The sequence below is a fragment of the Idiomarina aquatica genome (assembly GCF_004362895.1).
GTDB lineage: Bacteria > Pseudomonadota > Gammaproteobacteria > Enterobacterales > Alteromonadaceae > Idiomarina.
The window spans coordinates 79666-103174 of sequence record NZ_SNXI01000006.1 but is presented as its reverse complement, the minus strand read 5'-3'; the positions used below and the strand labels follow the sequence as shown (position 1 = coordinate 103174).

The following is a 23509-nucleotide window of genomic DNA, read 5'->3' as shown; positions in this document are numbered from 1 at the left end:
AACTAAGCCATAGCGGCCAAGCGTTGTTGAAAATTACGCCAAGAAATAACGAAAAATGCCAATCCAATGGCCAGCAAAGCAGCTAATTGCGGCCAAACTACGCTAAAGCCTGCCCCACGAAACAGTAGGCTTTGGCCAAACGCAGTGTAATGTGATGTCGGCGCCAGGGACATTATCCATTGTACTGGCGTCGGCATACTATCAAAAGGCGTCATGCCCCCCGATAAAATCTGCATGGGTAAAATAACTAACAAAAACAGCAAGCCAAATTGCGGCATGGTGCGGGCAAAGGTACCCATAAATATACCAATCGAGGTGGTTGCGAATAAATGCAGTGCCGTCCCTAATAAAAACAAGCTGGGTGAGCCTTGAACCGGAATAGCAAGTGCCTGTTGAATGACCATAAGTAGTGAGAAACTTGCGGCAAGCAATACCACTACCCCCATAGACCAGACTTTGCTTAACATGATGTGTAACGGTGTGATTGGCATGACCATCAAATGTTCGATAGTGCCATGCTCACGCTCTCTGAGTAATGCCGCCCCTGTCAAAATGATAGAGAGCATGGTGATCTGGTTGATTAACTCCATAACCGCACTGAACCAGCCGCTGTCGAGTTGTTCGTTAAACATCGTCCGCATCGAAATATCAATGGGTATGGCGTTAGATTGCTGCGTGAAGCGCGCTACTTCCGATTGAATAATCGCTTGTATGTAACCGTTGCCAGTAAAAGCTTGTGACATTCTTGTAGCATCGACTAGCACTTGAATTTCGGGCTGTTGGTTAGCAAGCACATCGCGTTGTAAATTTGATGGTATGGTCACAATAAAGGTAAAACGGCCTTGATCCATTTCGCTATCGGCTTGTTGTGCGGTGACGCGTTGAGGGGATAAAAAATAAGGTTCAATAAAGGCGCTGATAATTTGTTGGGATAGGGGTGAGCGATCGTTATCAATAACGGCGATAGGTGTCTTATGTAACGTCTGTGGAGTCGCAGAAGCGGCTGTGTACACGAAAACCGTAAAGGCTAACACGATAAACAGCAGCAGCATCGGGTCGCGCGATAGGCTAACGAGCTCTTTAATACCTAAATTAAAAACAACTTTTAGATTACGCATTTAGCCGTCCTGCTTCTTAACCAAAGCGATACCGAGGAGTGTGAAGACCATTGCAGCAACAGCTAGCCCGGTGATCATCGGCAGTAGCTCCGCCATTCCCAACGCTTTTGAGAACGCGCCACGACTGCTGATCATGTAATACGAGGTAGGATAGATCTCGCCAATAAATTTAGCTAATCCCTCTAATGACGTGACCGGTGTGATCATGCCGGAAAATTGTGATGCCGGAAGAATAGTCGCTAACGCTGTGCCAAACAGGGCGGCTATTTGACTGTTTAAAAAGGCTGACATGATGAGCCCAAGTGCGGTTGCGACAATCACGTAAAGTACGGTGGCTAGTGACAGTGCTACGAAGCTGCCTTTCAGTTCAACGTCAAAAATGAGGGTGGCTTGGGCAACCAAAATTAAGAAGTTAATCAGACCGAGTATGATATAGGGTAATTGCTTACCCAGAAAAAACTCACTTTTTTTGGTTGGCGTCACGTAAAAGTTGGTGATAGAACCGAGCTCCTTTTCGCGTACCACGGATAACGACGTTAATATGGCCGGAAATAACATGAGTAACAACGGAATAACGGCTGGTACCATTGCGGCTAAGCTTTCAATGTCGGGGTTGTAACGGTAACGACTTTCGATATTAATAGCAGGACCTAAAGGCCGCGATTGACTTAATGACTGTAATTGCAGGCTTAGCCATTCGTTGTGCATACCTTGAACATAGCCTTGTGCTGTTTCGGCGCGCATTGGCATGGCGCCATCGAGCCAAACACCGATGCTAAGCGGATCCTTGCGTTGTAAATCGCGGGCAAAGTTAGGTGGCAACTCCAGCGCCAGACTGATTTCACCGTTTCGCATACGCTCATCCAGTGCTTGATAGTGACTGATATCCGCATGCAGCTTAAAGTAGCGGGAACCAGCCAGATTATTAACATAGTCGCGGCTGGTGTTAGTCTGATCGCGGTCGAGTACGGCGAAGTCAATCTCATCAACATCCATATTGATACCGTAGCCCAACACAAACATTAAAATAACGCTACCTATCAGGGCCATGGCCAAGCGAATAGGATCACGCACTAACTCGAGGGTTTCGCGGTGGCTGATACTGAGTAGTCGACGCAGACTGAAACCACGCTGTTGCTTAACCGGTTGCTGCTGTATTTCAGTTAACTGCGTTGTCGCGTGACTGTCGCTGACTTGTTGCAAGTAATAAATAAAGGCGGACTCTAAATTATCTTGCTGGCTTTGTTGGATGATCTGTTCTGGCGTGTCGGTAATCAAGACCTCACCGGCGTGCATTAAGGAAATGCGGTGACAGTGCTCAGCTTCGTTCATAAAGTGGGTTGAAACAAAGATAGTAACGCCTTGCTCATCTGCTAAAGACTGCAAAATTTGCCAGAACTGTTCCCGCGCGACAGGATCCACACCAGAGGTGGGTTCGTCTAAGATCAAAATATCGGGTTGGTGAATAAGTGCCACTGCTAGCGATAAACGCTGGCGCTCACCTACGGGTAACTGCTTGGCTAATAAGGGCAGTAACTCTGTCAGGCCAAGCTGTTCGGTTAGTGTAGCTATGCGTTGTTCTAATTGTTGAGCTGACAAATCAAACAGCTTGCCGTGCAGTCGTAAGTTTTGGGCAACGGTCAGCTCTTCATACAATGAAAAGTTCTGTGTCATATAACCAATACGCCGGCGCGTATCGATGCCATAATCCGTCAGCGGCTGATCAAATAGTTGAGCATTGCCTGAGGTCGGCTGCAGCAGGCCTGTCAGCATTTTCATGGTGGTTGTTTTGCCACAGCCGTTAGAGCCTAAAAAGCCAAAAATCTCGCCTTTTCTGATCGTGAAGCTCGCTGATTTGACGGCGGTAAAATCGCCGAATTTTAACGTTAAATCATGGGCTTCGATTGCAATCTCTTTTGTTGCTGTAGCGGGTCTTACAGATTGACTGGGTTCTGCTTGCTCTGTGGCTATACCCAGCAGTTGTGTAAAGGCTTGGTTTAGATTGCTGGTGTGAGTCTGTTGTAGGAGTTCGTTGGGTGTGCCGCAGGCGAGTAATTTGCCTTGATTAATCGTCGCTAGCCAATCAAACGAGTTCGCCTCGTCCATGTAAGCCGTGGCAACGATAATACTTATTTCCGGTTGCTGCTGTCGAATTGATTGGATCAGCTGCCAGAACTGTCGGCGTGAGAGTGGATCAACGCCTGTGGTAGGCTCGTCTAACAGCAGCAGCTTAGGGTTATGGATTAACGCACAACAAAGTCCTAGCTTTTGTTTCATCCCGCCGGATAACTTGCCGCTGGGGCGATGGCGGAAATCCCACAAACCGGTGGCGTTTAACAAAAACTTGATGCGTTGCCGACTTTGTTGGGGCGGCAGCGCAAACAATTTGGCAAAAAAATTTAAGTTCTCCAGCACCGACAACGTAGGATAAAGGTTTTTACCGAGTCCTTGCGGCATATAGGCAATTTGCCGTTGCAATTGTTTGCGTTCATGTTCGCTGGCGATGTCATAGCCGAGCACGTTAAGGCTACCCTGTTGCAGCTTTCTGGCACCAGCGACTAAGGATAAAAAGGTTGATTTACCAACGCCATCGGGTCCTATAATGCCGCAAAGCTTACCGTCAGGAATAGACACCGAAATATCAGCTAATGCCTGCTTCTTGCCATAGAGATGCGAGACGTTTGCACAATTAACGGCACTGACATGAGCACCCTCTGCGGTCATCAATTAAGCTCCGTTTGCAGTGCTTTCGGCCAGGCGGAGCGCGAATCAAACTTAATATAGGCGACACCGGGCAAACCGGTTTTCACCTGCTCTAAGTGTTGCTGTAGTAACGCCTTGTTAATACTAACACGCACCCGGAACATGAGCTTTTCTCGCTCCTCGCGAGTTTCTACGGTTTTTGGCGTAAACTGTGCAACATCAGAAATAAAGCTAACTTGGGCTGGAATGTTTACCTCGGGCAGTGCATCAAGGACGATCCTCGCTTCGCTACCCAGCGAAATTTTACCGATCGCAGTGGTCGGCAAAAATAGGGTCATATAGACGTCGCTGACATCCACCATATTGATGACGCGACCACCGGCGGCAACGACTTCGCCGGGGCGAGCAATAATATATTGTACGCGGCCATCCCGGGGCGCTAATAACAGGCTGTCATCGATCTGGGTTTGCACCCGTTCTAGTGTGGCGGCAGCAGCCTCCGCCGCCGCTTCGGTGTTAGCCAGTTGTGAGCGGGCCGTTTGAATGGCGGCCTCACTGGCTGCCAGTTGCGATTTGGCCGCAGCAACAGCGGATTCAGAGCTTACGACCGCGGCGCGTGCATCGTCTAAGTCTTGGGTTGATACAGACCCTTGCTCAGCTAATGAGCGGATCCGTTGTAAACGCTTTTCAGCCAGCTCTAGTTCGGCTTGCCGTTGTTTGACTAATGCGACGGTCGCCTGTTGCTCTGCCTGACGTTGATTGATCTGGCTTTCAGCGGTGGTGATTGCCGTGTTAGCTTGTTTTTGTTGTGCCTGAGCTTGGTGCAATTCGGCTTGCAGTGACGAGGTATCGAGTTGTGCTAATTTATCACCACTTAACACAAAATCACCGTCATTCACCCACACCTGCTCCAGGCGTCCGGCAATTTTGGTAGCAATGTTGATCTCGACCGCTTCGATACGGCCGTTACCGCTAACAATCTCAGTGTATTCGGGCTCGTCCTGGTTCACACTCAGGTAAATAAAAAATGCCAGGACGATAACAACAACGGCGATCACACTATTGCGTTTGTTCATGCCCCCATACCACCGTCGACACGGTACTGGCAGCCGGTAATAAAGCTACTTTCATCACTGGCTAAAAACAGTACCAGGTTAGCCACTTCTGCTGACTCCCCATAGCGTTGCATAGGAATGCCGCGTTCCAGCTTTTGTTTGGCTTCGTCACCATGGCCGGGGCTAAATAATTCTTCAATGGAGCGCATCATACGCGTATTGATGGGTGAAGGGTGAACCGAGTTAACGCGAATATTTTGTGCGGCGACATCTAGTGCGGCACATTTAGTTAAGCCGGTAACGGCGTGTTTTGAAGTGACATAAGGCGCCGCCGTGGCGGTGCCATCTAAACCTGCCACAGAGGACATGTTAATGACACTGCCTGAACCTTGCTTTTGCATCTCCTGCAGTACGTATTTTAATCCTAGAAAAGCCCCTCGAACGTTCACCGCCATGACACGATCAAAATTGTCTAACGACTGTTCCGCAATGGGCCCCATTTTGCCCTCGATACCGGCGTTATTGAAAAATATATCGACCCGCCCAAAGTGAGCGACGGTTTGCGCAACATAATCCTTAACTGCGGCTTCATCGGCCACGTCTGCCGCAATCCATTTTACCTCAGCTTGATTAAATGCAGCGGCTGTTTGTTGCAGTTCATCGGCGTTAATATCAACTAACATGACTTTGGCGCCATGTTTTACGAACAGTTCAGCGGTCGCTTTACCAATGCCTGCGGCACCACCCGTAATGATGGCTACTTTATCTTGTAAACGTTGTTCCATGACGAACTCCTGCTAACTAACTCTGTGTTAGTGTTAGCGATATTGAGCCAATATGCAAATGCCTTATCGAAAATAGGGCCTTTAATTGATTTTTATCTACTGATTACGGTTTAAACCATCGGCTTGGTGCCTTTACCACTATGCCCTGAGCGTTGCCATAGGCTGGTGATACGAGCTGAGCGTACTATCAGCCAAGTTAAACCAAACAAGCCAATGGCTAAGCCGAGTGCGAGCCAGCGGTTGTAGGTCGTTGCAGAATAGACTCCACCGTTGCCTACCGGTACAGCTTGTTGTGGCATCAGCGGCAGACCATGGCGTTCTGCCATGGTTTTGATACCAATAAAATGAATGCCAGGCACGTCTTCTTTAAGGAAGTAACCCATCACCGTTTCTACAGCGAAGGCTCTGGCAGGCGCATCCTCTTGCAGACCTGATTTAAAGAAATCGTCGATGCCTGCAGGACCCACCGAGGTAGCGCCACCACCAACGTTAACGTAAGCAGCGTAGTTTCTTTCAGCCGAGTATTCGCGGAAAATTGCAATACGGTCAGCCACGGCTTCTTGATAGTTAGCGGGGTCTATAAATTTGACGTCGGCGCGCTCGATCGTACGCCTAATTGAAGCTATGCCCTCGTCGGCTATGCCAACGCCGCGGTCTTCTATACCGCCGATTGATGAATACTCCGCATGTAAGCTGATTACGCCGGCTTCGCGCAGTTCGCGTTCCATATCTAACCATAAGAAATTAGGTACGTTAGCGCCCCACTGAGATGATGATGCAGAAGCGACAATGACGGCATCGGCTTCCATAGCCTCAAGAGCAGAGTATATGGCTAAGTTGATGGCAGGGAATGAGCCGGAAATGGTCACCGCGACTAAATCGCCTTCCTTCACGCCTGCATCAGCGAGCAGTTTTACCGCAACAGCTGCCCAATTAGGATTAATAGTGGTCTGCTTGGATTCGCGCCCACCCTGATTAGTTGTGACAATGCTATTTTCCAGGCCAACAAGGCCAGAGCGTTGCGGATCAAATTCGGGGTTAATAGGTGCGATCTGCGCACGCAATGGTTGCAGTACGTTCATGCCTTCACGCATGATTTTGGCGGCGTTAACCATGGTGGCATAGTTTGCTTCTACCACGGGATCCCGCTGTTTCATTTTTTCGGCCGCAATCATCACAATAATGGCAATCACGATTAAAAAAACCAGTCCCCAGGTCGGTACACCTGAAGAGCGCCAATAAATTTTAGTAAAACTACTCATTATAGGGTCTCCTGTTACCAACCGGGCATTTGAAAAGCTTGGCTAGCTTCATACATTTTTAGTGACTCTGGCATGATGACAATTAACGCTAAGCGCACCAGCACAGCAGTTACAGCCAGTCCGCATAATGTTTGCAGTACACCTTGCCGCTCAAACCAAATGGCGATTAATCCGGGAATGATGTAACCGATGATGCTGCTTTCCATAACCGACATCATGACTGTCGACTCCAGCATGCCGACACGTGCCTGCGAATCGTCACCGCCGGCAATCATTTGTAAGTCAGCCCAATTAACCAGGTTGCCTATAAACAAATCAAAGAGACCGGCAATAAGATAGCCTGTCAAAATCATAATAATGGTTTGGCGGCGACCATAAATAATGGCAAAGCTAGCGATAACTTTGACGATTAAGTAGGTGATCAATGCGGCTAGCAGCGTTATCGCCAGGCTTAAAGGATCGGTCAGTTGTAGGGCGACATAGCCCGGTACAACCAGACCGCCTGCGGCTAAGCCAAGCGTGTGTGTTAACAGCAACGTAAAAAACAGGCCGACGCCAATAGCAACGGCTAAAATATTGAGTGCAATCATAAGTCTTCCTCTTTGACAGCACGGTTTTGAAAGAAGCGCGCAACTTCTTCACCGCCACCATGAATATTACACATACCGACAACCAGCGCGTTGCTAGCGGATTCTTCTAGAATGGTTTCAGTAATATCAACCGTATCACCGCCTTCCAGGACTAATAGTTTCTCGGGATCTAGGCCGTGCTTAACGGCGTTACGCACAAACACAAAGCAGCCGGAGCCCATTAAAATAACTTTATCGGGAGTGGTCCATTGACCCGCTTCCTCGGCCATTTGCTGAGAGCGATGAGGTCGGTCAGCGCGGCAGTTAATCAACATAATTTTGCGTCGTTCAGCGCCGAACTTTTCCACCATGTTTTCCCAAATCTTGCCGGTCGATTCAGGGTCATTTGCGGCAAATCCGTTAACAAAAACGATTTCACGTTTAAAATAGTTGATGTGCAGAACCTGCATCGCTCCGGCCTCAGGTTCTAAGGCTGTCATTCCCTCAAGCGCTGCTGCCCGTTCTACCCCCAGGTGCTGACAAATTTTGAGTGCGAGTGCAACGTTCTCCTTATGCTCGGCGTATTGGAATTTGCTCATGGTGTCGTCGGATATCGCCTCGACTTCATCCAAGGTGACGCCATGCAACGTGGAGTTACGGTCTTTGCATGAATGATCAAAGGTTTGCAGTAGGTCACGCTCAGCGGTAAACAGATCGCCTTTGACTGGGGTGCTACCGGCTAAAGCCAGAGCGACGTCTTCTTCGCCAGGCCCCATCACATCCAAATGATCAGGGCGCGCATTAGTAATGACACCGACGTTCGAACGTACCATACGCAATTCGCTAAGCGACTGATATTGCGGTTGCAACGCCATACACTCCATGACGACAATTTCTGGTTTTAGTTTTGCCATACGCTTGAGCGTTCGCATTTGCTCGATGATATTGGCACCGCTAATGCGGTATATGGGGAATTCGCGCCCGTCCGGGTCGGTAACGGCGGCCGCAGAGCCAGTAGTTTTCGCGCAGACGCGCTTGCCGCCAGCTCGCAGGCCTGCGGCGATCAGGCGGGTGACGCTGGTTTTTCCGCGCGTGCCGTTAACGTGAACCCGCACCGGAATGCGGTTAACCAGCCATCGGTGTTTTAACGCCTCGAGTCCGCCAGCCAATATCAGCGCAACCCAGAGACCCATGACGATGGCCAGCAATGCAGGGACTTCCATCATCGCTCTCCTTAACATACAAACTTGTATGTTAAGTTAATAGCGAAAATTTAAGAAAAAGACCAATGAATTTAGGGATCTTTACAATTAGCCTTAGCTTTAATTGTTGTTGATTAACGGCGCCAATACCTCGCTATCGCCATCAATTTCTGTCATTAATTCTAGACCCAGTAGCTCTGCCATAAACGGGTAAATGTGTATATTGCTAAACCGATCAAGTTCGGCGTTGGCATTGATCGCTGGGCCGGCGGTAATAAAAATGCCATCCATATCGCGATTACCGTAAAAGCCGTGTGTGCCCCCATCTTTCCGGCTTTCTGGTGGGCGCCCGGTAAAAGTAACCGGGGCTTCGGCTGCTAATATGATGTCTGCTTTACGCGGACCGGGCTTAACGCCTAACGATGACAAGACTTGGTTTGACTCAATGCTAAACGTTTTATTAGGCAGTTTGAGCAAGCGCTCGCGTTGCGCCGCGATTTGCGCTTCAGTGGTGCCTTCTTTGGCGTAGAGCATAAAGCGCGTTTGTGAGTTGACGGTTTCAAATAGTGACTTATCCACCGGTAACGAATCTTCATCAATCATTTGGTCGGCTTTGATAGGGGTCATGCCATGATCAGAGACTAAAATTAAGTTAACGGGTACATCAACCTCATTGTTTAACCGCTGCCATAGCTCGCCGATCAGTTGGTCGACATGCTGCACCGCTCCTTTGACCTGATGCGCATCGGGGCCGAAGCGATGCCCCATGGTATCGACGACCGAAAAGTAACCGGTAACAATACGAGGACGCGCTGCCGCGGGCAGTTTTAACCAATCAATAATTTGTTCGACCCGTTGGCGGTTAGGTGTTGGGGTGCTGTAATTGTAGTAATAACTTGCTGTACGGCCATTGATTCTTGCCTCAGATTCGGGCCAAAAAAAGGTTGCCGCTTTTACACCCTGAAACTCTGCCAGGTTCCAAATAGGTAGCGTCGTTAACCAGGTGCTGTCCTCGACACCATCCCCCATTCTGTAGCGTTGCTGGCGTTCTTTATCGTAAAAATTGTTGTCGACAATGCCGTGATTAGCGGGATATTGGCCGGTAACAATCGATAAATGGTTAGGGAATGTTTTAGATGGATAAACCGGAATGAGTCCCTCTGCTCTAACGCCCGCTTCGGCAATGGCTCTGATATTTTTTGCATCGTGTTTTTCGATGTAATCGTGGCGAAATCCGTCAATTGAGATTAATACAACGGTCTGCTCTTCAGCTAGGGCGGTTAAGCTGAAGAATAGGCAAAGGCTAAGCAAAAAGCGTTTCATAGGATGACCTGTTTTTTAAGCGTTAAACCTTTTTAACAAATTCAGATTTCAGTTTCATTGCACCAATGCCGTCAATTTTGCAGTCGATATCATGATCGCCATCCACCAGACGAATATTTTTAACTTTGGTTCCCACTTTCACGACCGAAGAAGAGCCTTTAATTTTTAGATCTTTGATGACAGTGACCGTGTCGCCATCATTAAGTGGGCTACCATTGGCATCACGGAATTCAGGTTTTGTATCGGTTTCTGCAGGCTCATTTTCAGACCATTCATGGCCACATTCGGGACAGACAAGTAGCGTGCCATCATGATAGGTAAAGGTCGATTTACATTCTGGGCAGGCGGGGAAGTCGCTCATTAGGTATCCTTAACAATAGAGAAGTGGTTGCGAGTATACCCAAAAACAGCCCACAGTGCAGTGGGCTAGACAAAGATCATAACAACGATCGTGGTAACCAGAGCCAGCAACACATTGAGTATGAAGCCCTCCCGTGCCATCTCTTTAATGGTAATACGATTCGAGGCAAATACGATGGAATTGGGGGGCGTGGCGACGGGCATACAAAAGGCGCAGCTACAGGCAATAACCGCCGGGATCATGAGTAGTTCAATCGGTAAGTTAATGGCGGAGGCGGTAGCCGCTAAAATAGGCATTAGTAGAGTTGCAGTAGCGGTATTCGAGGTGACCTCGGTAACAAAGGACACCACAATAGCCAATACAAAAACAAGTAGCCAAACCGGTAATCCTCCCAGCGCCGTTAGCGAGCTGCCAATAATGTCACCTAAACCACTTTGCATGACTCCTTTTGCGAGGCAGATGCCACCGGCAAATAGCAATAAAATGCCCCACGGAATGTCTTTGGCAAGATTCCAATCAAGTAGTTTTTCGCTGTCATTATGTCCCGAGGGTATTACAAACATTGCGACGACGCCGGCTAAGGCGACGGTTGCGTCATTTAAGCTACCCAAACCCATGAGTCCGGTCCAGCCGCCAAACGGGCTAGTGCGGGTCACCCAGAGAAAAACAACCACGCCAAATACAGCGAGAACGCGTTTTTCGTAGCTTGTCATGGCGGTGTTTTGTGGTAACTGCAGTGGCTCTGCGAGTTTGACGTTGCGGGTTAGCCACAGTGCAATTACGGGCAAGCCGAGTATGACCAGTGGTAAGCCTATTCCCAGCCAGCGTGTGAAGCCAAATTCCTGACCAGTAATATTTTGATAAATTGAGGCGAAAATTAAATTTGGGGGCGTGCCGACTAAGGTTGCGATTCCACCCAGCGAGCCGGCGTACGCCAGCCCTAGCAGCAGCGCCCGCTGGAAGTTTTTATCGTCAGTGGCATCGATAAGTGCCAAGGCCACAGGGAGCAAAGCGAGAACACTAGCCGTATTAGAAATCCACATGGACAAAAACGCGGTAGCGACCATAAACGAAATAATAATTTTACGACCGTTTCCGGTGCCCATACGCGCCACCAGACCCAATGCTATGCGTTTGTGAACGCCACTGGCCTCTACCGCTTTTGCCAACATAAAGGCGCCCATAAATAACAAAATGATGTTATCACCCAGGGCTTGAGCTGCTGCAGCGGGGGTTAAAATATTGCCGAGCGGTAACAAGATAAAAGGCAGCAGTGAGGTAACCGGTAAGGGAATACATTCGCTAATCCACCACCAGGCAACCCAAATAATAACCGCCAGCGCTGATGCGGCGGCCAGAGGCATGCCCATTTGCGTAGCAAATAAAAGGCTTAGTAAAGCACTGATAGGTGCTAATAGAATATGCTTCATTCGATTCACTATTGATCGTAGTTAAGGTCTCGAGTGTAATGTAATGCAGTTAAAAATAAACCTTTAGAGGCATTCATGAGAGAAATTGTAGTTCTTCATGAAAATGAAGAATGGCTGGCACCGTTGCGCGAAGCATTTAAAGAACGGGGCGTCGAGGCAAAAGAGTGGTTTTTGGATGAGGGTGTGGTGCCCTTTACCGACACCCCTGCAGACGCAGTCTATTACAACCGTATGAGCGCATCATCGCACACGCGGGGCCATCGATATGCGCCTGAGCTAACCAAGCTGGTATTGACCTGGCTGGAAAGTCAGAATCGCACCGTGGTGAACGGCAGTCAGGTGCTAGCGTTGGAGATCTGCAAATTATCTCAGTATGCCGCGTTACAGAGAGCTGGTTTGCAGGTACCTAAAACCCAAGCTGTGGTGGGTAAAGAGAAGCTAGCAGGAGCGGCCGAAAAATTCGCTAAATGGCCGTTGATTCTCAAGCCTAACCGTGGCGGCAAGGGGTTGGGTGTGCAGCGGTTTGAATCGCTAACTGCACTAGAGTCTTTTGTTGCTAGTGGCGATTACCAAGAACCATTAGACGGAACCTGGTTATTGCAGGAGTATATTCAGCCTAAAAAGCCGCATATAACCCGAGCAGAATTTGTTGGCCAGCGCTTTGTTTATGCGGTCGAGGTAAATACCGAAGACGGTTTTGAATTGTGCCCGGCCGATAATTGTTCCATCGAGGATCAAATCTGTCCCACTGACCAGACTTCGCATAAATTTACTATTAGCAGGCGTTTTAACGAACATGAAATCATTCGCTCACTGGAAAACTTTCTGCGTAGCAATGATATTGATGTCGCTGGTATCGAGTTTATCGAAAACGAGCAGGGTGAATTATACGTTTATGACGTGAATACTAACACCAACTACAACCAGCCTGCAGAACAACGTGCGAAGGTTAAGGCAACGGGAATGGGTGCCCTGGCTGATTATTTGATTAGTCTTGCAGGTTAAAAAAAGCTGGCCCTAACTCGGGGCCAGCTCAACATGCCAGGGAGAGGTCGGCATTTTAAAACCTGTACTTTAGAACGAGTACTCGACACCTAATGACGCGGTTTGCGGCTTATTCGGACGCGCACCGTGTGGTGAGCGAGCAACAATTTTCTGTTGGTCAAAGAGATTTTCGACTTTCAGGTAAACTGCCATGTTCGGATTGACTTCGTAACGGCTGACGATGTCGGTGACAAATAACGAATCAGTACGAGCAAAGGCACTGTCGTTACGGTTGCAGCCGACTGATACACACATTTCGTCGATATACTTAGCGACAACATAGTTGGTCCAGCCTTCATTGTTATCTAGTGTAACGCGGACGCTGAACGTGTTTTGTGGAATGTCGTTCAGCTCGTCGCCATCCATTAAGCCAGTTACAAGGCTATCACCCTTAATTTCACCTTGAGTGTAGGTATAAGTGAAATCGACGGGCATAGCGAACTGACCAAATTCAAACAACTGACTTGCTTGCAATTCCAGGCCTGCCACGGTTGATTCGCCCAGCACGTAAGAGCCTGATTCAGCGCCGTTGTCGCAAGGGTTGGCAATGGAGCATTGTTGTGTGGTGTCGTTAAAGTCGCTGTAAAAAGCAATGGCTTCGGCAAAGAAAGAACCATCGCTATAGCGCGCACCGAATTCATAGTTGTCGCTGGTTTCGGGGCGTTGATTTTCGCTCGCGCCACCACCGAGTGGCGAAAAGCCCCGATGAGCACCAGCGAGCATCTGCCACTGCTGGTTTAGCTGATAAGTGAAAGATACGCCCGGTAACCATTCATCGCTGCTATTGCCACGCGTGCTATCGAGTGCTGTGCGCGATGGATCCGCATATTGCAAACGGTAAGATTCTACGTCTTCGTGGCGCAGTGCCAAATTAACCGTTAGTGCGTCGCTAACTTGCCATTGGTCTGTTAACCAAAACGCTGTCGCATCAGCACCTTCCAGGCGGTTATTACCGCCAGTCGGAGCAATCATGTCCTGGTAAACCAGACTGCCGTTAACTTGATCATAAACTGCAACGGGTTGATAGCGATCCATTTCGTCGCTGTGGTCGCGCAATCCTGCCTCAATGTCATGGTTTTGCCATTGCCAGTTTATATTTAGCTCAATGCCTTTAGATTCGTAGGCACGGTTATTATTTTTGTATTCGAGCCCGACTTCGTCGCGGTCACCGCGCAGAATCGCAAGCGCTTCAGTATCACCAGCATTGGCAGCATTAATGTAACTATTGCCGCCGTCTAACTTAAACCAATTACGTTTGTAATCGTTGTAATAACCGATTGCACTAACGCTTAGACTTTCTGTTGCTTCAAAACGATAATGGACACTGTAGCCCTCATGCTTATTGTCCATCTGATCAATTTCGGATAAGCCATAACGACGGTTTGGATCGGCACTAAAATCAGCGTCGGTCAGGCCGAGGTAGGTTTCGTTACTTTCTTCTTCCGAATACTGCAGCTTGGCAAGCAGACTGCTACGATCGCCTTGCCATTGTAATTTTGCAACATAGTCTTGAATAGCAAAACCGGCATCTCGTTCGGAACGGTCAATTGTTTTAAAACCGTCACTATTGCGTTGCACCGTTTCCAGCAGGAAGCCAAAGTCGCCTTCGGTGCCGCCAACATGGGCATGAATGTCACTACTGGCATACTCACCGAACTCTGTTAGTACTTGCCCGCTAAATTGCTCAGGGATAGGGGTGCTAACAAGATTTAAGACGCCACCTGTGGTTTGGGGGCCATAACGTAACAGAGGCGCACCTTTTAAGACCTCAACTGCCGACATTCGCAGCGTTGTAGGGAAGTAATAGGCGGCGGGGTTAGAGTATGGCGCTGGCGCCATCATAATACCGTCTTCTAATAGGGTGACTTTACTTACACGGCCAGCGCTGGCAGCGCGGATACCGATATTTGGGCGCAACCCCTGACCATCTTCTTCGCGAACATAAACGCCGGGAATGGTTTTCATTAGCTGATTAATATCGCTTGGTACTTCGATACGCATTTGCTCTTCATCAATAACTGCGCTGGAGCCAGCAGTCGCTCGAGAGTCTTGTTTAGTACCAATAATTTTAATTTGCTCGATGTTGGTCTCAACTTCCGGTGCTGTGCTAGCCAGCGTCTGTGATGACATAAGCAGCGCAGCGGCTACAGCAGTTGATAGCAGTGATTTATTCATCGTTACCCCTGTTTACAGCTTTTAAAAAGTGTTTTTATTTTTCGATGGGAATAATAATCACAATGAGAATAATTCGCAATAGCATAATGCATTTTTCTAAATGTCTTTTAATCCGTTAGTAAGGACGTAGAATGACACTTCAAAATTACTGAGAGGAGTAGACGTGAAACCAGCAGCCAAGCCAGCCAATGAGGCATCACGATTAGCGATACTGAATAGTTTGTCTATTTTAGATAGCGAACAAAGCTCAGATTTTGATAATTTAGTTATGCTAACTAAACAACTATTTGACGTGCCTATGGTAGCGGTGTCGCTGTTGGACGAGGATCGTCAGTGGTTCAAGTCACGTATTGGGTTGGGCGTGTGCGAAACCAACCGGGACGTTTCTTTTTGTGCGCATATCGTCGAGGACCCTCAGACTATGGTGATTGAGGATGCCATGCTTGATGATCGGTTTTTCGATAATCCTTTGGTAACCGAAGAGCCTTTCATTCGTTTTTATGCGGGCTCGCCCTTATGTCCGGTCGGCGACGAAGTGCTGGGTAGTCTATGTATTATGGATACGCGTCCGCGAGAGCTAAGCGAAAGAGAACGTTCAATTCTTGACCTGTTAGCGCACCAAACGGAAAAACTCATTGAGTTGCATGCACTAAAGCACACCACAAATAAAGGTCCATTTTGAGCATGAATGTATATCGCAACCTGTTAATCCTGTCAGCAACTTCAGTAATATTGGCCTGCAGTAGTGTTTCTGACCATGCTAAAGAAATTGTTTACCAGTGTGGCATCCAGGATGTGACGGCCACATTCGCTAACGAAACAGTCACACTTGCAATGCGTGGGCAGCAACAGCAGTTACAACAGGTTGTTGCAGCGTCGGGAGCGCACTTCAAGAGCAACGATGGAAGAACGAGTTACTGGAGCAAAGGCTCCGAGGCAACGGTCACCTGGCACGACGAAAACCTGCCGCTATGTATTGAACAGGGCAAGCTGCCTAATAACGTGGCGTTCAGCGGTAACGAACCATTTTGGCTGCTTACCCTTAACCGCGACCACGTTAGTTACACTACTCCCGAACAAGAGTTGGAATTCGCAGCGAGTCCGACTGCGTATGATGACGATAACGACTGGTTAATTGCGTTACGTGCTGCCGGTGAAGAGGTCGGTCAGTTACGGATTAACACTAGTATTTGCTATGACTCTATGAGTGGGAAAGCATCTCCGTACTCAGTAAAACTTGTCTTACAGGGCAATGAATACAGAGGTTGCGGCGGCGAAACAACGCAACTCATTCAGGGACAACCCTGGCAGCTGTCTGCAATGACGGGCTCTTCAGGCAGCATGCTGGATAAGCCATCGCTGCAGTTCTTAACCGAGGGGCGTTTGGTGGGAACGGACGGTTGTAATCGGTTTTTTGGTCATTATAGCGTTGACGGAGAAATTCCGCGCTTAAATGTTCAGGGCGCAACCAAACGAATGTGTTCGCAAGCCTCGATGACGTTTGCACAAAAATTCATCGAGAACTTGAACAATACGTCAAAAATTGACATAAAAGAAGATAAGCTAGTGTTGAAGGTGAATAGCGGTCAGCAACTTACTTTCGCGCCTAAATATTAACAGCTGACCACGAGGTTTAATGTGCAATTAAAGAAGTACACAGACTATGGCCTGCGAGTGTTGATATACCTGGCGGCAAAGCAGCAAACTCGGTTGGTAACTATTGATGAGCTGAGTAAAACTTTCAGCGCACCGCGCAATCATTTAAACAAGGTTATCCACCAACTGGGCAAAGAAGGCTTTATTGAGACCCGCCGTGGTAAAAATGGCGGCTTTCAGATAGCAATGCCGGCTGACGAAATTCGCCTTGACCATTTAATACGACGTCTAGAGGGCGATGAATACTGGATAGATTGCCATAACCCCCAATGTGCAATTTTTCCTGTCTGTGAGCTAAAACACATCATTAACGAAGGTAAAGAGGTGTTTTACCGGCACTTGTCCCAGTACACCATAGCCTCGTTAGTTAAAAAGCCTGAGGATATTCAGATTCTCTGGCAAACTGAATTAAAAAGCGAGTAGCACCTAGGAGAATAATAATGATTAAAAAGATAGCACTGGGAGTCACCCTGGCGTTAACAGCATCGCAAGCTAGTGCTGCGGACTGGTTACATTGCGGTAATGTGTTTGATAGTGAAGCCGGTGAATTACGTGGCGAGCATTATATTGAAGTTGAAGCTGGCGAGATTAAAACAGTGACGCGGTCTGCGCCCACGGATGCAGATATGGTCGACTTAAGTGATATGACGTGCTTACCCGGGTTGATTGACCTGCACGTGCACCTGGATGGGCAGTCTGGGCCTCAGTCTTATTTAAATCGGTTTACGCAAGGTGCGGCGGACCTGGCGCTTATTGCGCAAAATTACGGTATGAAAACCCTTGAAGCCGGCTTTACCACAGTGCGTAACCCCGGTGATTCGTATAACGTAACCATTGCGCTACGTGATGCTATTAATGCGGGCACTGTGCAAGGGCCACGTATTTATACCGCTGGTAAATCACTGGCAACAACGGGTGGGCATGCTGATCCAACAAATGGTGTTAAAGACGAATTGATGGGCCGTCCCGGACCTACCGAAGGTGTAATAAACAGCCCTGAAGACGCTAAAGAAGCGGTACGCCAACACTATAAAGAGGGCGCAGACTTTATCAAGATAACCGCAACGGGTGGCGTGCTGAGTATGGCAGCTAGTGGTGAAAACCCGCAGTTCACTCAAGATGAATTGAAAACGTTAATTGAAATTGCTGACGACTATAACTTTCACGTAGCGGCTCACGCTCATGGTAAAGAAGGTATGTTGCGTGCGGTTAAAGCGGGTGTAAAAACTGTTGAGCACGGTACTTACATGGATGACGAAGTGATCGCGGCAATGAAAGAGAACGGGACTTATTTAGTGCCGACAATCCTGGCCGGTAAGTTTGTTGCCGAAAAAGCAAAAATTGATGGTTACTTCCCTGATGTTGTTCGCCCAAAGGCAGCCGAAATCGGGCCGCTAATTCAAGATACCTTCGCTAAAGCGTATCGCGCAGGCGTGAATGTTGCGTTTGGCACCGATAGTGGTGTGTCTGCTCACGGTGATAATGCGTTGGAATTCCAATATATGGTGGAAGCCGGAATGCCGGCAGCAGAAGCGATACAGGCAGCGACAACGGTGGCAGCAGGAATTCTTAAAAACGATAAATTAGGAGTGATTGCTGCAGGCAAGTATGCCGATATCGTTGCCGTTGATGGTAACCCGCTTGAGGATATCAAGCAGTTACAGAGTATTGATTTTGTGATGAAAGACGGACGTATTATTAAGCGCTAGTCAGCGCTTAACTTTACTGTTCCATCAAGTTGCACTTGAGAGTGGTCAGCGCTGCGAACCTCATAGCGGTGCTGGCCGGCTTCTTTGTTCAGCCATAACTGAACACGAGCAGGTAGTACTACCGGGCGTTTAAAGGTTACGTCAATCCGTTGTGCGCTTTTACCACTTACCTTCTCTATTTCAGCCTGAGCTCGCGCCATCATGTACATGCCATGAATAATAGGTTTTTTAAAGCCAAACCAGCGAGAGGTTAAGGTATGCAGGTGAATTGGGTTAAAGTCACCGGATATACGAGCGTAGCGCCGCCCCATGCTAGACCCGAGCTGCCAGTGGCAGTGATTAACCCAGCCCTCAGCAGGCTCGAAAACTTTTGTTGCTTTTTTACCTGAACGCTCTGATGCCTGACCTTTCATTACCTGGTAGGTACTCTTACAGGTTACAACGAGGTTATCGTCTTGATAAAACTTAACCGTAAACTGGGGGCGTAGGCGACGCGGCGACACATCGGGGCCCCTGGCAGGAATGCCAACGTGCGCGTCAATAGAAAAACCTTGTGTGGCGTCTATGGTGGCGTGTTGTTCAAGATTGTTATTAACATGAACGAGGCCGGGAGCCGGCCAGGGAAAACGCTGATCAAGCATTTGTGCCAAGTGAGTGCGTTGGGCCATGCAATAAAAAAGCGATAACGGAACATCACTGTTAAAGCCGCCAAAAATATCGTGGAAGCCTTGACGTTGCTTTGCACTAACGGCTTCGATAGCAAACTTGTCATGTAGTTCGCTTTTGTCTGCTGCAGTATCATCAACACGATTTAATGTGAGTAACGATTTGGCCAGCATCCCGGGCATAGCCGGTAATCGTTGAGCCTGTGAACTAACCGTATCCATCCGCTAATTTGTCCTCAATTCTATCCTGCTACCGTTGCGTTCGCGAATTACATCAATACGATCATGCAACCGATCCTTTAATTCTCTCACATGCGAGATAATTCCAATAGTCCGACCACTCGCTCGTAATTCTGCGAGTGTATCAATTGCCATATCAAGCGCCTCTTCGTCGAGACTGCCAAAGCCTTCGTCTACAAACAATGTATCGAGCTTAATGCCGCCAGCGTAACTTTGTACAACATCCGATAATCCTAACGCTAATGCGAGCGCAGCCATAAACCCTTCGCCACCGGATAAGGTTTTGGTGCTACGCTGCTGGCCGGTATAGGCATCTTCTACCAGAATTGTTAATCCGCCGGCCGAGCGAGCATCAGCAACCTGACTTTCGCGTGACAGTTGATAACGGCCATGAGTCATTTTTTCCAACCGTTGTGAGGCGACGGTCAACACGTCGTCAAGCAGTACACTCAAAACAAACCGGTGTAAACTTAAGCGTTGTGCATTTTGGCCATTGGCGACGTCAGCTAAAGTTCCCTGAACAGCATACTGCTTATGAAGCGCTTCTGCATGTTTTTTACTGTTATTAACATGATTTAACAGCGTCTCCAGTTCACGCAGGCGGTCACGTGTGTTCAGCCAAACTTCGTTTGTTTGCTGGTATTGCTGCTCATGGTGTTGTAACTGTTGTTTGGCAGTGTCCAAATCAGGTTGCTGTTGTTTACCCAGGGTCGCGTCAAGCTCCTCAAGTAAGCTTGAAATTTTGGCGCGCTGTTGCTGAAAGAGTTGAATTTCCTGTTCAGTTTGTTGGTAGCGTTGATCGGGCATTATCGCATCTTTGTATTCATCAAGAGACTTAAATTCCCGCTCGTCGAGCTGTTGCGACAGTTCTTTTTCGGCTGCAAGGGTTTCCTCACTGTTTTCGTGTTGTTGTTGTGTCAGGTCGTCATGTTTTGCCGTGACTGCTGAGAGTTGCTCTAAAACTTGCTGGCGTCGCTCGGAGGCCTTCTGATACGCAGTCTGTTTTTGTAGCAGTTCGTTGTGTAGTTCCTTTAGGGTGCGCTCTACTTGTTCAGGAGAGCGGAACTCTTCAGGGATCTCCTGCTCCAGGCTACTAAGCCGCTCACCAATCTTCGTTTGATTTATGTCGGTTTCCTTTAATTTATCGGTGAGTTGCTTCAATTCTAGTGCGATCGAGTCAAGCTGCTCTCGGTTCTCGGTGATGCGATGTTCCAACGTCTGATAGTGAGCTCTTTGTTGTTCCTGTTGTTCTGTTGTTAGCTCAAGTGCTTGCTGCGCGCTGGTAAGTTCTGCTTCCGTCTTTACGTTACCCAGTTCCTCGATTTGTATTTGCACGAATTCTGATGCTTGGCGGTTTTGCAATAGACTACGTTCAAGCTTTTGCTGTGCCTGTAATTGCTGCTGATGTTGCCGGCGGGCGTTTACAACTTGCTCATGAGTAACCAAGGGCTCATCACCTGAACTCGCGGGTGACGGATGTTGTCTGGATCCACAAACGGGACACGGTTGTCGGGGCTTGAGTGTCTCGGCCAAACTGATTGCTTGCTGTTGATACCAGGTATGCTCCAGCGCCTGGGCATGCTGTTCAGACTGTTTCGTCTGTTGCTGTTGGGTATCCAGCTGCTCTTTTATGGCGTGTTGTTGGTCGTTAAGTTGTTGCTGTTGTTGCTTAAGATTAACGGAGTTTTGTTGCTGCTTTTTGGCATAGCTAAGCTGTTGGCGTTGGGACTCGATATTCTGATGCTTAGACAGTGTTTCAGAAAGCGCCTGGCGAGCTTGGCTATCAGTAGTTAATTGTTCGTTTAAGGTTTCTTTAGCGCGATACCGCTGGTTAATCTCGCCTTGTTGCGCGTTGCGTGACTCAGTGACTTCAGCATATTGCCGCTGCAGCGCTTTTAATGATTCAAGCTTAGGCCGCCAGCTGGATAATTGCTCAATTCGACGTTGTAACTGTTTGCCCTCCGCATCCTCTGTTGCCGCTTGTTGGTATTGTTTTTCAGCATGTTGCTTGTCCGTTACCAGTGCCGCATGCCGTTTTTCATTGGCTTGCAGTTGCTGAGCAATACGAGTTTGCTCTGCTTTGAGCCAATCAAATCGTTGCGCTGTAGGAGTGACCGCTTGTGCGGCGCGAGCACGTTTTAATTGCGCTTGTTTTTCGTTTATTTGTTCAGCATCTTTATTAAGTTGTGATAACTGCTGCTGTAACTGAGTTTTTTGTTCAAACTGCTGTTGCAACTGCACTGCTTGTTGAAAGAGTTCACGTTGTTTTTGCAGTTGTTCTGCGGCGCTGTCTTTATTATTGAGCGCAATATCCAGCGCCGCTGCTTGTTCAGAAATTTTATCGATGAGTTGTTGCTCACTCTCAATATTACCGTTACGTAATAGTGCTTTTAAATTGCTCTCGTGTTCTTGTACTTGTTGTTTAAGATCGCGCGCGGCATCCTTTAATTTCTCCTCAATTAACAAGTACCGGTGAGTTTGGAAAAGTTGTGCAAAGATTTCTTCGCGCTGGCCGGCATCGGCGGTTAGTAGTTCACGAAATTTGCCTTGCGGTAGCACCACAACCTGACGAAATTGGTCCGCTTGTAGACCAATTAAACGCTCGACCTCTTGCGTCACCTGCTTAACCTTACGACTCGCTAGTAACGTCATGTCATCTTGGTCGAGATCGAGCCTAGCTGCTATTCCCGGCTTAATGTGCCACAGCGAAGCATTTGCTACATCATCTTTTAGCCCGGCTCCCCGCAACTTCGGTCGTTGTTGGGCCGGCAAACGCTTAACCCGGTACAGGTCGTTGCCAAGGCTAAAAATAAAATCGACTTCGGTGGCAGTTGAGGCAGCTGCGTGGTGGCAGCGCATCTGCTCACCTTGCCGCTCGGCGCCGGTAGTTTTACCAAATAAGGCATAACTGATAGCGTCCAGCAAGGTAGTTTTTCCGGCACCGGTCGGGCCATTGATCAAGAATAGCGGATGCTCACCAAGTTCTGCAAAATCGATAGTTTCCCGCTGTGCAAACGGGCCAAATGCCTGCATCGACAATAACACGGGCTTCATGACGAACTCTCCTGTTCGTTAATCGCTGCCAGCGTTTTTTGCAACAGCTTAGTTTGTTGCTCGGTCAATTTTTGCTCGTGAACCTGTTCAAAAAAGTCGTTAAATATATCCAAATCGGTGCGTTTGAGCTGCTCACTGGAGCGGGCATAATCCTGCCCTGTTCGCGTTTCAAAGCGTTCTTTTTTCAACTCGAGAATATTGGGGTAGTGCTCTCTTAAGCGCGCCATAGGATTGAGCAACGCTTGCGAGTCTGTTAATACCGCCTGAATGAAATCTTCATGGTTAACATCGTCTTTGGCGGCGTTAACGAGTTCTTCGAGGGTGCCTCGAATAACACGGAGATCACGACGTTGTTTTAAAGGTAGTAGTGTAATTTTATTGCTGCCATCCGGGCCAATATCGACCATGGTAAAAGATTTATTATGGTGTTGCTCTGAAAAGCTGTACTTGAGTAAGGAGCCACTATAACGGATGGATTCCTGTCCTTTATATTGAGGCTGGTGCAAATGACCCAACGCGGTATAGCAGAATGGTTTGAAAATTTTCCAGTCCACCCGATCCGCGCCACCTATGGTTAGTGGACGCTCTGACTCAGACTCGTTGGCGCCATCTAAATAGCAGTGGCTAATCATCACGTTACGGTACTTTTTATTAATCGGTAGCTGCTCGATGAGTGAACAGTGGGCTTGATTAAAGTCTGTTTGCGGCGAGCCGGTAAAATCGGCAACCTGCGCAGGATCGTGAAACGGCACTGCCCAAAAATCGACGTCTCCATACTCATCGGCTAAGGTAATCGGCTTCTGCATTTGGTCTAAAGACGTGACCAAGTGGAGACCCGAGTGCTTAAGCTGGTTGGCTGCGAAGCCAAGCCGCTCAGCACCATCGTGATTTCCGGATATAGCGATAATAGGCACCTTGAGAGTACCGATACATTGGTCGACAAATTCATTAAAAAGCCCAATAGCGCTGGCCGGCGGTATCGAACGGTCATAAATATCGCCGGCTATGATCACCACCTCCGGCTTATGCACTTCAATGGCTTCGATAATCTGAAGCAACGCGTGGCGTTGCTCGTCAATTAATGAAAACTGATGGAAAATACGGCCTAAATGCCAGTCCGAAGTGTGTAATATTCGCATTACTGCCTAACTTAATTAG

19 protein-coding genes are annotated in these 23509 nt (G+C 48.2%); 5 read left to right on the top strand and 14 right to left on the bottom strand.

Annotated elements, in window-relative coordinates; translation table 11 throughout:
• Window positions 1-2: 2 nt before the first annotated feature.
• The 10 genes from DEU29_RS06680 to DEU29_RS06635 all read right to left on the bottom strand — a co-directional run bounded on the left by DEU29_RS06680 (window position 3) and on the right by DEU29_RS06635 (window position 11808).
• The gene (locus DEU29_RS06680; protein WP_133539480.1) at window positions 3-1118 is read right to left on the bottom strand and encodes an ABC transporter permease; all 1116 of its coding nucleotides are present in this window, start codon (window positions 1116-1118) and stop codon (window positions 3-5) included.
• A complete protein-coding gene (gene rbbA / locus DEU29_RS06675; protein ID WP_133539479.1) occupies window positions 1119-3842 on the bottom strand; it encodes a ribosome-associated ATPase/putative transporter RbbA in 2724 nt (907 codons plus the stop codon). It lies immediately after the preceding gene.
• Window positions 3842-4897 (bottom strand): HlyD family secretion protein, encoded by a 1056-nt coding sequence (locus DEU29_RS06670; RefSeq protein ID WP_133539478.1) that lies wholly within the window; start codon window positions 4895-4897, stop codon window positions 3842-3844. Before DEU29_RS06670 ends, rbbA begins: the two co-directional genes overlap by 1 nt.
• On the bottom strand, window positions 4894-5661 hold the full coding sequence (locus DEU29_RS06665) for an SDR family NAD(P)-dependent oxidoreductase (RefSeq protein WP_133539477.1): 768 nt from the start codon (window positions 5659-5661) through the stop codon (window positions 4894-4896). The genes DEU29_RS06670 and DEU29_RS06665 overlap by 4 nt, the downstream gene beginning before the upstream one ends.
• 110 nt (window positions 5662-5771) lie before the next feature.
• Window positions 5772-6923, bottom strand: coding sequence for a poly-gamma-glutamate system protein (pgsW, locus tag DEU29_RS06660; protein ID WP_133539476.1), 1152 nt, complete (start codon window positions 6921-6923; stop codon window positions 5772-5774).
• A 14-nt stretch (window positions 6924-6937) separates the two neighbouring features.
• A complete protein-coding gene (pgsC, locus tag DEU29_RS06655; RefSeq protein WP_133539475.1) occupies window positions 6938-7513 on the bottom strand; it encodes a poly-gamma-glutamate biosynthesis protein PgsC in 576 nt (191 codons plus the stop codon).
• On the bottom strand, window positions 7510-8718 hold the full coding sequence (pgsB, locus tag DEU29_RS06650; protein ID WP_243734503.1) for a poly-gamma-glutamate synthase PgsB: 1209 nt from the start codon (window positions 8716-8718) through the stop codon (window positions 7510-7512). Before pgsB ends, pgsC begins: the two co-directional genes overlap by 4 nt.
• Before the next feature lie 96 nt (window positions 8719-8814).
• The gene (locus tag DEU29_RS06645; RefSeq protein ID WP_133539474.1) at window positions 8815-10017 is read right to left on the bottom strand and encodes an ectonucleotide pyrophosphatase/phosphodiesterase; all 1203 of its coding nucleotides are present in this window, start codon (window positions 10015-10017) and stop codon (window positions 8815-8817) included.
• Window positions 10018-10039: 22 nt separating this feature from the next.
• Window positions 10040-10378, bottom strand: coding sequence for a zinc ribbon domain-containing protein YjdM (locus tag DEU29_RS06640; RefSeq protein ID WP_133539473.1), 339 nt, complete (start codon window positions 10376-10378; stop codon window positions 10040-10042).
• A gap of 65 nt (window positions 10379-10443) precedes the next feature.
• Window positions 10444-11808, bottom strand: coding sequence for an SLC13 family permease (locus tag DEU29_RS06635; protein ID WP_133539472.1), 1365 nt, complete (start codon window positions 11806-11808; stop codon window positions 10444-10446).
• A 75-nt stretch (window positions 11809-11883) separates the two neighbouring features.
• On the opposite strand from DEU29_RS06635, the gene DEU29_RS06630 reads away from it, so the two are divergent.
• Complete coding sequence (locus DEU29_RS06630) at window positions 11884-12813, top strand: ATP-grasp domain-containing protein (RefSeq protein ID WP_133539471.1); 930 nt, start codon at window positions 11884-11886, stop codon at window positions 12811-12813.
• A gap of 69 nt (window positions 12814-12882) precedes the next feature.
• Here the strand turns inward: DEU29_RS06630 and DEU29_RS06625 are convergent, their stop codons facing one another.
• Window positions 12883-15027, bottom strand: a complete 2145-nt coding sequence (locus DEU29_RS06625) for a TonB-dependent receptor family protein (protein WP_133539470.1) — start codon at window positions 15025-15027, stop codon at window positions 12883-12885.
• Window positions 15028-15190: 163 nt separating this feature from the next.
• Between DEU29_RS06625 and DEU29_RS06620 the strand changes: the two genes are divergently transcribed.
• From DEU29_RS06620 to DEU29_RS06605, 4 genes are read left to right on the top strand one after another with little or no spacing between them, the layout of a single operon-like run.
• Window positions 15191-15709: a GAF domain-containing protein gene (locus DEU29_RS06620; protein ID WP_133539469.1), complete on the top strand. Its 519-nt coding sequence runs from the start codon at window positions 15191-15193 to the stop codon at window positions 15707-15709.
• A 2-nt stretch (window positions 15710-15711) separates the two neighbouring features.
• Complete coding sequence (locus DEU29_RS06615; protein WP_133539468.1) at window positions 15712-16644, top strand: META domain-containing protein; 933 nt, start codon at window positions 15712-15714, stop codon at window positions 16642-16644.
• A 21-nt stretch (window positions 16645-16665) separates the two neighbouring features.
• Window positions 16666-17106 (top strand): Rrf2 family transcriptional regulator, encoded by a 441-nt coding sequence (locus DEU29_RS06610; RefSeq protein WP_133539467.1) that lies wholly within the window; start codon window positions 16666-16668, stop codon window positions 17104-17106.
• A 17-nt stretch (window positions 17107-17123) separates the two neighbouring features.
• Window positions 17124-18392 carry a metal-dependent hydrolase family protein gene (locus tag DEU29_RS06605; RefSeq protein WP_133539466.1) on the top strand — a complete coding sequence of 423 codons (1269 nt, stop codon included), beginning with the start codon at window positions 17124-17126 and terminating at the stop codon, window positions 18390-18392.
• On the opposite strand, the gene DEU29_RS06600 is transcribed toward DEU29_RS06605, so the two are convergent.
• From DEU29_RS06600 to DEU29_RS06590, 3 genes are read right to left on the bottom strand one after another with little or no spacing between them, the layout of a single operon-like run.
• Entirely contained in the window at window positions 18389-19279 is an 891-nt protein-coding gene (locus tag DEU29_RS06600) for a MaoC family dehydratase (protein WP_133539465.1), read from the bottom strand. The two genes, DEU29_RS06605 and DEU29_RS06600, sit on opposite strands and share 4 nt — an antisense overlap.
• A 3-nt stretch (window positions 19280-19282) precedes the next feature.
• Complete coding sequence (locus tag DEU29_RS06595; protein ID WP_133539464.1) at window positions 19283-22351, bottom strand: AAA family ATPase; 3069 nt, start codon at window positions 22349-22351, stop codon at window positions 19283-19285.
• Window positions 22348-23490, bottom strand: coding sequence for an exonuclease SbcCD subunit D (locus DEU29_RS06590; protein WP_133539463.1), 1143 nt, complete (start codon window positions 23488-23490; stop codon window positions 22348-22350). The genes DEU29_RS06595 and DEU29_RS06590 overlap by 4 nt, the downstream gene beginning before the upstream one ends.
• Window positions 23491-23509 lie beyond the last annotated feature (19 nt).